Source organism: Nocardia yamanashiensis (assembly GCF_021183565.1).
Lineage (GTDB): Bacteria > Actinomycetota > Actinomycetes > Mycobacteriales > Mycobacteriaceae > Nocardia > Nocardia yamanashiensis.
The window spans coordinates 4,728,081-4,740,641 of the sequence record NZ_CP089226.1 but is presented as its reverse complement, the minus strand read 5'-3'; the positions used below and the strand labels follow the sequence as shown (position 1 = coordinate 4,740,641).

The 12,561-nt window shown below is 68.2% G+C and carries 11 protein-coding genes; 3 read left to right on the top strand and 8 right to left on the bottom strand.

Translation table 11 applies throughout. The features are described 5' to 3' along the window. Positions 1–31: 31 nt before the first annotated feature. Both LTV02_RS22455 and LTV02_RS22450 read right to left on the bottom strand, forming a co-directional pair. Complete coding sequence (locus LTV02_RS22455; RefSeq protein ID WP_233033573.1) at positions 32–523, bottom strand: hypothetical protein; 492 nt, start codon at positions 521–523, stop codon at positions 32–34. A 376-nt stretch (positions 524–899) separates the two neighbouring features. Next, positions 900–1,133: a hypothetical protein gene (locus LTV02_RS22450; RefSeq protein ID WP_233033572.1), complete on the bottom strand. Its 234-nt coding sequence runs from the start codon at positions 1,131–1,133 to the stop codon at positions 900–902. On the opposite strand from LTV02_RS22450, the gene LTV02_RS22445 reads away from it, so the two are divergent. Continuing rightward, complete coding sequence (locus LTV02_RS22445; RefSeq protein WP_408639415.1) at positions 1,078–2,538, top strand: stealth family protein; 1,461 nt, start codon at positions 1,078–1,080, stop codon at positions 2,536–2,538. The genes LTV02_RS22450 and LTV02_RS22445 overlap by 56 nt on opposite strands. Positions 2,539–2,566: 28 nt before the next feature. Here the strand turns inward: LTV02_RS22445 and LTV02_RS22440 are convergent, their stop codons facing one another. The 6 genes from LTV02_RS22440 to LTV02_RS22415 all read right to left on the bottom strand — a co-directional run bounded on the left by LTV02_RS22440 (position 2,567) and on the right by LTV02_RS22415 (position 9,693). Continuing rightward, positions 2,567–3,520 carry a phosphodiesterase gene (locus tag LTV02_RS22440; RefSeq protein WP_233033571.1) on the bottom strand — a complete coding sequence of 318 codons (954 nt, stop codon included), beginning with the start codon at positions 3,518–3,520 and terminating at the stop codon, positions 2,567–2,569. A 132-nt stretch (positions 3,521–3,652) separates the two neighbouring features. Then, on the bottom strand, positions 3,653–5,050 hold the full coding sequence (locus LTV02_RS22435) for an MATE family efflux transporter (RefSeq protein WP_067710591.1): 1,398 nt from the start codon (positions 5,048–5,050) through the stop codon (positions 3,653–3,655). Further along, a complete protein-coding gene (locus LTV02_RS22430) occupies positions 5,047–6,174 on the bottom strand; it encodes a PLP-dependent cysteine synthase family protein (protein ID WP_233033570.1) in 1,128 nt (375 codons plus the stop codon). Before LTV02_RS22430 ends, LTV02_RS22435 begins: the two co-directional genes overlap by 4 nt. Before the next feature lie 51 nt (positions 6,175–6,225). Further along, on the bottom strand, positions 6,226–7,530 hold the full coding sequence (locus tag LTV02_RS22425; protein ID WP_233033569.1) for a type III PLP-dependent enzyme domain-containing protein: 1,305 nt from the start codon (positions 7,528–7,530) through the stop codon (positions 6,226–6,228). A 97-nt stretch (positions 7,531–7,627) separates the two neighbouring features. Next, positions 7,628–8,590, bottom strand: a complete 963-nt coding sequence (locus LTV02_RS22420) for an ornithine cyclodeaminase (protein ID WP_067710594.1) — start codon at positions 8,588–8,590, stop codon at positions 7,628–7,630. 23 nt (positions 8,591–8,613) lie between these two features. Then, the gene (locus tag LTV02_RS22415) at positions 8,614–9,693 is read right to left on the bottom strand and encodes a TauD/TfdA family dioxygenase (protein ID WP_233041665.1); all 1,080 of its coding nucleotides are present in this window, start codon (positions 9,691–9,693) and stop codon (positions 8,614–8,616) included. Positions 9,694–9,935: 242 nt separating this feature from the next. Here LTV02_RS22415 and LTV02_RS22410 point away from each other — a divergent pair, with 242 nt between their 5' ends. Further along, the gene (locus LTV02_RS22410) at positions 9,936–10,673 is read left to right on the top strand and encodes a lytic transglycosylase domain-containing protein (RefSeq protein WP_233033568.1); all 738 of its coding nucleotides are present in this window, start codon (positions 9,936–9,938) and stop codon (positions 10,671–10,673) included. Positions 10,674–11,081: 408 nt separating this feature from the next. Beyond that, the gene (eno, locus tag LTV02_RS22405) at positions 11,082–12,368 is read left to right on the top strand and encodes a phosphopyruvate hydratase (RefSeq protein ID WP_067710597.1); all 1,287 of its coding nucleotides are present in this window, start codon (positions 11,082–11,084) and stop codon (positions 12,366–12,368) included. Positions 12,369–12,561: the final 193 nt, after the last annotated feature.

Genomic DNA, 12,561 nt, shown 5'->3' with positions numbered 1-12,561 from the left:
TATGGTCGATGCGGGGACCCCTCGCGCACGTTCAATTACGCCGTCCGGCCGCCATTTCCTGCAGCGTCGCCACCCGCGATTCCAGGTACTTCAGTTCGGCGGGGTCGAGCACCGTGCGCTGAATGCCGGTGAGTACCGCGAACGCGGACTGCCGGTGATCGTCGATCACCTCCACGTCGATGGCGACCGCCGCGTAGTCCGCGGTCCCGGGCATCGGATCGGCGAGCACCCGCGCCCGGCCGCGCGCGCACAGGGCCACGTTCCCGCCGCCGAGAATCAACAGCGCCACCTCCGGCCGCTCCCGCAGCCGGGCCAGTGACCCGCGATCGGATTTCAAGCTGAGCAGCACCCGCCGGTCACCCGCGCGCACCGGCCACGAGACCGGAATCGCGTGCGGCGCCGGATCGGTGGTCACCAGCACCGCGATGGTGTCCTGGGGCCACTCCGGCAGGGTGTCGAGTTCGGGGTGGTCCGGGTGCATATGCGTCGAGGGCTCCTGACGTTCCCGCGCTTCGGCTACCATCCGCGTCACCTCACCATCGGTTTCGCACAGCGGGCTGGACTGTGCTGTCACGAGTGTATGTCGTTGCCGCCGTACCGTGCTGGGGTCCGAATCGAGTGGCTGCCAGGCGCGTCCGGCGCGACTCGCCGGTTACGAGTGTGAAAACACGGCCGGACCTGCGGGGTAATGGATTGACGAGAAGCGATAACGGCTGCATCATTCGTTACAGTCCCCCGTCCAGTCGGGGCCTTGCGAGTAACCGGCCGATGACCGCCCGGTGAAGATCGTCCGTCCAGTTCTCGGCGGAGACGAACGCAAACCAGCAATGCGAAGGTGACGCGCCCGCGTCCATCGAGTGAGAGAGGTGAACCCGAATGATGTTCCGGACCGATCCAGATCAGTTGCCCGCTACCTCGGGCGTCACGCTCTCCGCACCGTTCTTCTGAATGCGCACACCGGGTTTCGTGGCGAGCGCCGGTTCCGGGTCTTCCGGGACCGGCGCGGGCCGCGGCCACGTGGTGATCGGTCGTGAGGTGTAGCAGCGCAACAACAGAGCGGAGACGGTGATGGTGGATATGGGTTCGGGGCAGCAGCCGGTACCGGGTGCGGTGGAGATGGTGTCGAGTGCCACGGTGGCGAATCTGGTGGTGTCGGCGGCGGTGATCGACGACTTGCGTTATCTGCGAGCCGAATTGACCGCGGCCGAGGTGTCCTTCCTGCTGGTCCGCGATGCCGATCATCGGCTGGTGCTGGCGGTCGACAGTACGCATCGCGCCGCCCTGCGCCGGGTGCTGGGCGCGGCGATGGTGGCGGGCTTCTCCTGTAACGAGAAGCAGCACAATGTGTTCCGGCTGGGTCGTGACCTGGATCCGGCGCATCACGTGGAGCTCGAACTGTGGGATCACCACGGCGACACCGTGGAATGCCCGCGGCCGAACGCGTTGACCCGCAATGTCTTCGACGTCGCCGATGTCGAGCACACCACGGTGCTGCTCTACGACGTCGGCTGGCCCACCCTGGCCGGCATGTTCGCGCCGCATCCCACCGATGTCGGCTTCGATATCGATCTGGTGTTCTCCTGGGTGGACGGCACCGATCCCGAATTCCGCGCGCGCCGTGCGGGAATGCTCGCGCAAGTGGTGGTCGGGGAGGGCGATGACGCCGATGCCCGCATCCGGCAGATCGACGAACTGCGGTACGCGTTGCGTTCGGTGCACAAGAACGCGCCGTGGATCCGCCGCATCTTCATCTGCACCGATTCCCGGGTGCCGGACTGGCTGGCCGAGGATCCGAAGGTGACCATCGTGCGCGCGGCGGATCACTTCTCCGATCTGTCCGCGCTGCCGGTCTTCAATTCCCATGCGGTGGAATGCCAGCTGCAGCACATCGAGGGCCTGTCGGAGCATTTCCTGTACTCCAACGACGATATGTTCTTCGCCCGCCCGGTGCGGCCGTCGATGTTCTTCACCCCGGCCGGGATCAGCCGCTATATCGAGGCGGGCACCCGAATCGGCCCGGGCGCCAACAACGAACGGCGCAGCGGTTTCGAGAACGCGGCCCGGGTGAACCGCCGCCTGCTGGCGGATCGCTTCGGCCACATCATCATCCGGCATCTGGAGCACACCCCGGTGCCGTTGCGGCGCAGCGTGCTGCACGAGATGGAGGCGGCATTCCCGGAGGATTTCGCCCGCACTCGCGCCAGCCGTTTCCGCGCCGCCACCGATATCTCGGTGACCAATTCGCTGTATCACTACTACGCGCTGCTCACCGGCCGCGCGGTGCCGCAGGAGGCGGCCAAGGTGCGGTACGTGGACACCACGCTCTACACCGGCCTGGCGCATCTCGACGGGCTCGCCAAGCGCCGCAATGTGGACTTCTTCTGCCTCAACGACGGCAGTTTCCCGGAAGTCCCCGAGGTGGAACGGGTGCGCGCGGTGTCGGAGTTCCTGGAGACCTATTTCCCGGAACCGGCGCCGTGGGAGAAGCCCGACACCGTCGCGGGTGGCCTCGCCGCCTTCGAATCCGGCGCGGCCTGAACGGGATTCACCGCGCCGGCCGGAACCGCTAGCCGACGGTCTCGCCGTCGGCTTCGGTGGCGGCGGCGCGGCGGCGCAGCACGTGCGGAATGCCGCCGGCGGGCGGGATCACGATCCCGGCGTCGGCGAGCCGCTTGGCCGCCTGCTCGGGCGTGGCCGGTTCGCCGACCGTCGGACCGGCCCCGATCGGCACCACCGAATGCACGATGGTGTCCGGGTAGATGTGCACGTAGTTGAAGCCCTGCGCCCCGTCGCGCCCGCGCAGGCCGCCGGTCTCCACGGCCAGATCCTGGGTGTAGCAGGTGGCCGAGGCGACCGAGACCGGGATGCCGGCGAAGGTGGCGCTGGTGGAGAAGTGCAGGTGCCCGGCCAGAATCGCGCGCACATCGGTGCCGTCCAGCACATCGGCCAGCCGGCGCTGATCGCGCAGCTCCACGGTGACCGCCAGATCCAGCACGCACGGGATGGGCGGATGGTGCATGGCCAGCACGGTGCCGAAGGGCGCCGGTTCGGCCAGCACGTCGCGCAGCCATTCCAGCTGCTTGTCGGTGACCGCGCCCCAATGCTGCCCGGGCACCGTGGTGTCGAGCGCGACGACCCGCAGCCCGTCGAACATGTGCACGCTGTCCAGCGGTGTGACAGCACGCTTTTCGTCGAGCAGATGCTGGCGTAGCTCGGCGCGATTGTCGTGATTGCCCGCCACCCACACCAGCGGCGCGCCGATGCGGGCGGCCCACGGCTCCACCAGCTCCCGCAGCTTGCGGTACGCGCCGGGCTCGCCGCGATCGGTGAGATCACCGGTGAAGACGATGGCCGTCGGCCGGATCCCGCTGTGCTCGGCCTGCCCCAGCAGGTCCCGCAACCGCGCCACGGCGTCCACATCGCCGTACAGGTCTTCGTCCGGCGCGATCAGGTGGGTGTCGCTGAAATGGAACAGCACGTGGTCGGCCTTCGGGTACTCGGCGACTCTCGAGATGTGCACGGATCCTCCCCGGCTCTGGGTGTGCGCCTCTGGCTTGCCGATTCAGTTCGCCAGAATAGCGAAGCCCTTTCTTCCAGCGTGCCCGTGGCCAGTGACGGCATGCTTGCGAGAAGGTGAGTTTTACGTGTCGGCTCAATGCCCGAGGCTACCGGCCAGCACCCGCGGATGTTCCTGCTCACGTTCGTGCAACAGGGTGAAGTAGCGGCGCAGCATCAGCACAGCGGTGGTGGCGAGCCCCGCGGTCAAGCCCCACCACACCCCGGCCGCACCCAGATGCGCCGGAAACGCAAGTAGCAATGCGGTGGGCAATCCCACAGCCCAGTACCCGACCAGGGACAACCGGAACCCGGCCTTGGTGTCCTTCAAGCCGCGCAGCAGGCCGACGCCGATGTTCTGGGCGGCGTCGAAGAACTGCAGCACGATGGCGATGAGCAGCAGCGTGTGCGCCAGCGCGACGGTATCGGCGTCGGTGTCGTCCAGGAACGGCCGCAGCACCCAGTCCGGGGCCGCCACGTAGACGATGCCGGTGAGCGCCGCCACCGCCGCCGCGTAGCGCAGCGCCAGCCACGCCACCGAACGGGCATGCGGGAACTCGTCTTTCGCGACCGCCTTGCTGACCAGGATGGACGCGCCGTGCGAAAGTCCGATCGCCACTTGGAAAACGATGTAGACGATCTGGTAGACGACATTGTGCGCGGCCAGCGCGGCGGCCCCGATACTGCCCATGACCAGTGCCAGCACCGAGAACATGCCGGCCTCGGAGCCGTAGGTGAGCGCGATGGGAAAGCCCAGGCGCAGTTCGGCTTTCACCGTTCCGGCGTGTACCGGCCACATCCGGATCGGCAGCGTCGCGCCGAGTTTCGCGTCCCGGCGCACCATCGCCCAGAACACCCCGAAGGTGATCAGGAAGACCAGCGAGGTGGCCACGCCGATACCGGTCAGGCCGAGTTCGGGCAGGAAGAACCAGCCGTGCATGAGCGCCAGCGCGAGCACCACGTTCAGCGCCACCGAACCCAGCGTCACCAGCAGCAGCGCCTGCGGGCGCTGCATACCGACGGTGTACTGGCGCAGCACCTGGAACCACAGGCAGGGCAGCAGGCCCGGGGCGAGCGCCACCATCATGGGCCGGGCCTCGGCCAGCACCGCGGCGTCCTGCCCGAGCCAGCGCAGCGCCCAGCCCAGGCCGATCAGCAGTGCGCCGCCGACGATTCCGGCGAAGGTGGCGATCAGGAAACTCGAGCGCACCACCTCCCGCACCTCGGCGTCGGCGGTGCGCCCGCGCTTCTCGGCGCGGCTGACCACCGTCGCCACCTGATTGCCGGTGCCGGTGATCAATCCGACGCACATGGTGCGAATCTGGTTGAACAGCACCAGCGCCAGCCCGCCCGCCGCCACCTGCCGCACGCCGAGCGTGCCCATCAGCGCGATATTGGTGGTCGACACCGCCACCTGCGCGAGCTGCGTCAGCGCGATGGGCGTGGCCAGCGCGGTGAGCTGGCGCCCGTCGGACTGCCGGAGGCCGAGGTTCATTCGGCCACGACCCCGTCCTGCTGTCCGGCGGGCACGAGAATGGTGTGGGCGTAGGACGGCCGGTGCGGCTGGTTCCGGTGCCGCGGCCGGTAGCGATCCAGCAGCGCGGCGATCCGGCTCTCGGTATCGGCGTCGATCAGATCGCGATCGCTCATCCAGTCGTCGTCGAAGACGGTGTCGAGGTACTTCTCGCCGCCGTCGCAGACGATGCTGACCACGGTCGACCCGGCCGGGAATTCGTCCATGCGCTCCAGCGCCGCGCACACCGAGCCGCCCGCCGAGCCGCCGATCATCAGGCCGAGTTTCGCGGCCACCACCCGGGCCGCGGCGAAGGCGTCCACATCGGAGACCTTGACGCCCTCCTTGAGCAGCCCCAGATCCTCGGCCACGATCTTGCCCGGATCCGCGCCCTCGGGCGTACCGGTGCCGGACTGCCAGTACGGCCCGGCCGGACCGCCGAAGGCGATGGAGCCCACCGGTTCCACTCCGTACAGCAGCGGTTCGTGCCCCAGATCGCGCAGCCGCCGGGCCGTCCCGAACATGGATCCGCCGGTGCCGACCGCGGAGATGAGCACGTCCACGCAGCCCAGCGTCTCCAGCAGTTCGTCCGCCAGCGCGTAGTAGCCCAGCGCGTTGGCGTCGTTGTTGTGCTGTTCGGTGAAGTAGGTATTGGGGGTGCGCCCGGCCGCGCGCGCCGCCGCGCACTCCTCGCGGGCCAGCCGTTCGGCCAGATCCTCGCGGGCCGAGGTCGCCAGGCTGTCGGAGTCGCCGCCGTCATCGACGTAGACCAGCTGTGCGCCCATGGCTTTCATTGCTCGCAGTTTGTCCTTGCAGGCGTGGTGATCGACGACCGCGGTGAAGCGATACCCGCGTTCGGCCGCCACAACCGCCAGTCCGAGTCCGGTATTTCCGGAAGTGGACTCGATGATATGCCCGCCGGTTGCCAGCAGGCCGCGGCGTTCGGCGTCGTCCACCATGGCGCGGGCCATTCGAATTTTCGCCGTCCCGGTGGGATTCATATGTTCGAGCTTGAGGAACAATCGCGTACCGGTTTCGGTGGCGGCCAGCTCGAATAGCGGCGTCTGCCCGATGAGGTCTGTCACGCGGGTGGTGACAACCTGCATGTCCGTATCTCCTTGCGGGTGAAATGTGCGCGGATGAGTTGGTGCGGCCGGTCAGCGGAGCGCCGTTGTCCCGTCGAGGGTCCAATCGAATTTTGCACCCTCGGCGTCACGCAGGACGACCTTGGGGGGAATCGGCAATTCGTGAAACGTCGATTCGTTGCTGTCCATCTGATAACCGGCGGTATTCGGGTAAATCAGCAGATCGCCCGGACGGGCGGCGCGGGGGAGCGGAATGCGCCGCCAGCTGATCATGTCGTCCTCCAGGCAGCTGGCCCCGCCGACACAGGCGGGGGTGACGCGGCCCGGGCGAGGTGGCCACAGCGCCGGATCGGGCAGGTATTCGGTGTCGAACCACTGCTCCGACAGGCTCAGGCTGGAGCCGTTCACGGTCAGGATGGAATACGGATGACCGTGTGCGGTACGGGTTTTGACGCCCTGCACCGCGAAAACCGTGCTGCCCGCGCGATCCACCAGGGCGCGGCCGGGCTCGATGGCCAGCCGGATATCGGCGGCGCGCAGCCGGGCGCCCAGTTGCCGGTGCGCCAGAATGGTTTCCAGCATGGCCGGACCCGGGGCGGGGCAGTGATAGGGGTAGAAGGATTCCGGCTTCGGCGCCCGATCCCGGTGGAACCACAGCGGATTCAGGCCGCGCAGGAAGGACCGCCAGTGCTCGGCGGGCACGTAGTCCACGCCGAAGCCGCCGCCGATGGAGATGGTGTCGGCCGGATGCCCCAGATACCGCGCCTCGCGGCAGTATTCGATCAGGCGCAGCGCCAGCTCGGCGCGCGGCGCGGCCTCGTAGCCGCCGAGGTGAAAGCTGAAGCCTTCCAAGCGAATCGCGTCGCGGTCGAGGGTGGCGAGCGCCTGCTCGACCTCGCCGGCGGTGAGGCCGAAACGGCTGTCGGAATGCGGCGGCAGCACCCGCAGCAGCACCCGCGCGCCGGTGCCCGCCAGCCGGTCCAGCTCGTCCGGCGCGTCGACGGCGACGAGGGCATCGCGCCGCACCGCCGCGCCCAGCAGTTCCTCGGATTTGGCCGGTCCGGTGACGACCAGATCGGCGCCGCGCACCCCGCCGGCCAGCGCGGCCTCCAGCTCCCCGAGGCTGGAAACATCAACGCCCGCACCGGCTTGCACGCAGGCCGCCACCACGCACGCGGCCTTGTTGGCCTTCTTGCCGTAGTAGATGGTGCCGGGGACGCCGGTGCGCTGGAACACCGCCTGGAATGCCCGGATATTGCGGACCACCCGGGCGGGATACATGACGTGGAACGGCCCGCCGATCGCGGTGGCGAAGACCTCGAGCATTTTCCGGTCCGCGAGCAGTCGCTGTTCCCATTCGTCACGATGGGCCGGCATCGGCAAAGCGGTGATTTCGGATGAATCGGGTGAAAAGTCCAAGGTTTTCGCGGCGGTCGTCAGAACTGTCCCCTCTCGTCTGCGAATCGGGTATTTCTCAGTCCCACAGCGGCACCTCTGTCCCCCGGCCCTCCGCGATCGCGCGCTCGGCCAGTGCGTGCGCGACCGCGATATCGGTGAGCACCAGGCCACTGTTGTACACGAAAATGCGTTCCCCGTCGGTAATACGTCCCACCGCGCGACGCGCGAGAATTTGCGGGAGTTCGGCATCGACCCGGCGTAGCCGGCCGTCCGGACCGGCCATATCGGTTCCGGTGAGCGACATCTGCTCGGCGCTGGTCGCGATGACGCGATCGGCCTCGGTCAGTGTCGAGGGGGCTAGACCGTATCCGACCAGCACCACCGTCGCGCCGGGAGCGAGATCCTTGGCGTCCAGGGCCACCTTGGTGCCCGGGCCGGCGGTGGCCAACACCACGTCGGCGGTGCGGGCGGCGGCCACCGGATCGCTTACGATCTCCAGCTCGGCTTGCGGATGATGGTGCAGCAGTTGGCGATACACCGACTCCAGGCCCTCGGGATGGGTGCCGTAGAGCATCAGGCGGTTCAGGTGCGGGTTGGCCGCCAGCAGATGGGGGAGGGCGTTGCGGCCCTGGGTGCCGGTGCCGATCAGCAGCACGCTGCGGGCGCCCGGACGCGCGGTCTCGCGGACCAGCAGCGCGGAGACCGCGGGCGTGCGCAGGGCGCCGATGCGCGAGCAGTCCATCATGGCGATGGGCATGCCGGTGGCGTCGTCGTAGAGCGTGATCGTCGTGTAGTAGCGCTTGGTGCTGCGATCGTGATGCGGATCGAACTTGTAGGAGGTCTTCATGGCCACCACCCGGCGCCGGCCGTCGCGGCCGAGCATGGCGTAGGCGACCGACCAGCCCTCCGGATGGGCGACGCTGAGCTTGCGTGGATTGTCCGAATCTCCCGATGCCAGGGCCAGATACGCCTCCTCGACGGCGCGCACCACCTCGGCCGGGGCGATCGGGACGTCGGCTAGGTCGCTACGGCTGAGCACACGTAGCGGGGTGGGTCTGCTGTTCACTTCGCGGGTCCTCGACTAGTGCGGAACGGAGCCACCACGCACTGCCCGTAGCCGTCCTCGGCGGCCTCGTAGGCGGCGCGCTGGCGCTGTGGCAGCCGGATATTGACCCGCTTGAGCCAGCGGTCGGTGCCGTCGTAGCGGGGCGTGAACGGCACCCGTCCGTGCACCACCACGTCATTGTCCACCAGCAGGATCTCGCCGGGGGTCAAAGCGGCCGTCACACAGACCCTTTCGAGCTCCGCGGCGAGCCGGTCGTAGGCGGCCCGGAATTCGGCGTCGGCATCGTCGAGTGGGGTATACGCCGGATCGAAACGCAGTGTGGCCTGGCCGTTCTCCTCGTGCAAGGTCACCACCGCCGGGGTGTGCGCGGCGGGAAAATCGCTGCCGTAGGACACGTCCGGCAGGATCGGCAGCGCGGCCTGCCCGAGCCGTTCGCGTTGCGCCCCATCGAGTTCGGCGCGGCGCACGCACGAGACCGTGGTCCCCACCCCGTCCGGATTCCGCAGGCAGCCCAGCATCAGCAGATTGGCCCGGCCCGGATGAAAGGCGTCCTCGGTGTGCGGACTCAGCAGCGTCGTACTCGACGCCCCCGACTGCTCGTGCTCGTGGCCCGGCGTCGGCAGAATATTGTTCACCAGCCGCCCGCCCTGCTGGCCCTGCCAGCCGAAAGGCTCGCCCGCGCAACGCGCCAGCAGCAGCATGGCGATATCGAGTTCGAAGGAGGCGGCGCGGCGTTCGGGATCACCGGCCCAGGCGGCGGCCTCCCGCCAATCGTGCGGCGTCTGCCCGAGTTCGGCGTCGCCCAGCGGTAGCCGGCCGATCACCGTGACACCCGCGTCGGTGGCGGGCGGGCGCATGGCCTCGTGCACCGCGTCGGGGAGCCGGCCGTAGCGGGCGTCGATGTGGCCGAGCAGGATCGGATCGGCGAGCGTGGCGGTTGTCTCGGGATCGGGCGTCAGTGTGGCGGCAATCTCAGCCGCGAGATAGCGCACCGCGCGCGCGGCGGATTCCGGCAGGTCGCGTCGTTCGAGTTCCGTGGGGTGAAGCGTCTTACGTTCGGAGAGAACGCTTTTCACCAAGGGGAGTACCTTCCTGACTGGGAGGTGACGTGGTGTTTTCAGGCCCGGTGGGGAAAGGTATTCCCATCTAGAAGATTTGGCAAGGCTTACCTAAAGCGTGTCGTGACAAATAGCTGTGATGCATCAAACGGCAAGCGGGAGGGTAACCGAACGGCATCGATGCGCGCGACTCGTCTCATCGGCGTTCACGAAGTTGGAAGAAGTACCGATCCATCTGGATGATGAATGGGGTGCGTTTCATGAAGGCCGGTGTCCGCGCCGCTCACTTTCGCGCCGGCCTGCTGGGCTCGGTGTGTGCTCTCGTGCTGCTGACCGGTTGCGGCTCAGTCGATCTCACGCCGATTCCCGACGGCACCCCACCGGGTCTCGGCGCGCCCCTGCCCCTCATCGACCTCGATGCGCCCGGGCGCAGCGCGACGCAGCTCGCCGCCTGGGCCGAGGAGAACTCCGGTATGGGGATCCCGTCGACGTCGCTCGAGGCCTACGGCTACGCCGCGGCCGTCATGGCGCGCTCGCGTCCCGACTGCGGGATCGGGTGGACCACCATCGCCGGAATCGCTTCCGTCGAAAGCAAACACGGCACCCACAAGGGCGCCGACGTGGCCGCCGACGGCAAGGTCACCCCGCCCATCCGCGGCATCGCATTGGACGGCTCTCCAGGCGTAGCTCTCATAAAGGACACCGACGGCGGCAAGTTGGATGGCGACCCCGTCTACGACCGCGCCCTCGGCCCCATGCAGTTCATTCCCGAAACCTGGCAGCGCTGGGGCGTCGACGCCAACGGCGACAGCGTCGCCGACCCGGACAATATCGACGACGCCGCCCTCACCACCGCCCGCTACCTCTGCGCCATGGGCGGCGACCTCACCGCCGCCCCCGGCTGGGAAAAAGCCCTCCTCACCTACAACCAGTCCACCGCCTACATGAAGAAAGTCCGCGACCGCGCCGCCGCCTACAGCGTCGGCCGCAAAGCCTGAGCTGTTCCGCCTCCCCGGGACTTTTGCGCGCGGCTCGGGAGCCGCGTACCGCCGGACACGCGTGCCGGCGGTCGGGTGCCGACCCGATTTCGGGGTACCCGGTGAGTTACCCTCATCCGCGCGAAATCAGTGGTCGCTGATTCCCACGTGCGGAGCCGCTGCCTCTTCGTCATCAGGGGTCCGGGGGTCAACCCCCCGGGTGGCCACCCCCTACCCGCCCCGGGTGACCGCCATTTTCTGCTATCTGGGGGTCCGGGGGTGAAACCCCCGGAATTCCCCTCCCCCACCCGGGGAGTGACCACCACGCCGACGGGGCGTTGTCACAGGAGCGCGTGCGCACGTTAGGCTCGGACCCGCACGGACTACCCGTGCGACCTGCCGAGTCAGCAGCCGAAGGAGTGTCGTTTCGTGGCCATCATCGAACAGGTCGGAGCTCGCGAGATCCTGGATTCGCGTGGCAATCCCACTGTCGAGGTCGAGATCGCTCTCGACGACGGCACCCTCACCCGTGCGGCGGTGCCCTCCGGCGCCTCCACCGGTGAGCACGAAGCCGTCGAGCTGCGTGACGGTGGCGACCGCTACAACGGCAAGGGTGTGCTGAAGGCCGTCGAGGGTGTCCTCGACGAGATCGCCCCCGCCGTCATCGGTCTCGACGCCGTCGAACAGCGCACCGTCGACCAGACCCTGCTGGATCTGGACGGCACCCCGGACAAGTCGCGCCTGGGCGCCAACGCCCTGCTGGGCGTTTCGCTCGCGGTGGCCCGCGCGGCCGCCGAGTCCTCGGGCCTGGAGCTGTTCCGCTACGTCGGCGGCCCGAACGCTCACGTCCTGCCGGTTCCCATGATGAACATCCTCAACGGTGGCGCGCACGCCGACACCGGTGTGGACGTGCAGGAATTCATGATCGCCCCGATCGGCGCCGCGACCTTCAAGGAATCGCTGCGCTGGGGCGCCGAGATCTACCACTCGCTCAAGTCGGTGCTGAAGGCCCAGGGCCTGTCCACCGGTCTGGGTGACGAGGGCGGCTTCGCGCCGGACGTCGCGGGCACCAAGGCCGCGCTGGACCTGATCGCCGTCGCCATCGACAAGGCCGGCTACAAGCTGGGCACCGATGTGGCGCTGGCGCTCGACGTCGCCGCCACCGAGTTCTACACCGCCGGTTCGGGTTACAAGTTCGAGGGCCAGGTGCGCTCGGCCGCCGAGATGAACGCCTTCTACGCCGAACTGCTGGCGTCTTACCCGATTGTGTCCATCGAGGACCCGCTGTCGGAGGACGACTGGGACGGCTGGGTTTCGCTCACCGACTCGATCGGCGACAAGGTGCAGCTGGTCGGCGACGACCTGTTCGTCACCAACCCGGAGCGCCTGGAGGAGGGCATCGCCAAGGGTGCGGCCAACGCACTGCTGGTGAAGGTCAACCAGATCGGCACCCTGACCGAGACCCTGGACGCGGTCGATCTCGCTCACCGCAACGGTTACAAGACCATGATGTCGCACCGTTCCGGCGAGACCGAGGACACCACCATCGCCGACCTGGCGGTGGCGGTCGGCTCCGGCCAGATCAAGACCGGCGCCCCGGCCCGTTCCGAGCGCGTCGCCAAGTACAACCAGCTGCTGCGCATCGAGGACGCCCTCGGTGACTCGGCTCGCTACGCGGGCGACGTCGCGTTCCCGCGTTTCGCGTTCGAAGGTTAGTGATAGGGGGTTTCAGGGGTTGACACCCCTGAAACCCCAGCTAGACAAGACTTGTGGGGTTTCAGGGTTCGCTCTGGAGGCCCGGCGACATGAGGCTTGTGGGGTTTCAGGGTTCGCTCTGGAGGCCCGGCGACATGAGGCTTGTGGGGTTTCAGGGTTCGCTCTGGAGGCCCGGCGACATGAGGCTTGTGGG

Coding starts and splice junctions, on each gene's coding strand:
- LTV02_RS22455 (WP_233033573.1), bottom strand. CDS start 523: ATGGTAGCCGAAGCGCGGGAACGTCAGGAGCCCTCGACGCATATGCAC.
- LTV02_RS22445 (WP_408639415.1), top strand. CDS start 1,078: ATGGGTTCGGGGCAGCAGCCGGTACCGGGTGCGGTGGAGATGGTGTCG.
- LTV02_RS22435 (WP_067710591.1), bottom strand. CDS start 5,050: ATGAACCTCGGCCTCCGGCAGTCCGACGGGCGCCAGCTCACCGCGCTG.
- LTV02_RS22430 (WP_233033570.1), bottom strand. CDS start 6,174: ATGCAGGTTGTCACCACCCGCGTGACAGACCTCATCGGGCAGACGCCG.
- LTV02_RS22425 (WP_233033569.1), bottom strand. CDS start 7,530: ATGCCGGCCCATCGTGACGAATGGGAACAGCGACTGCTCGCGGACCGG.
- LTV02_RS22410 (WP_233033568.1), top strand. CDS start 9,936: ATGAAGGCCGGTGTCCGCGCCGCTCACTTTCGCGCCGGCCTGCTGGGC.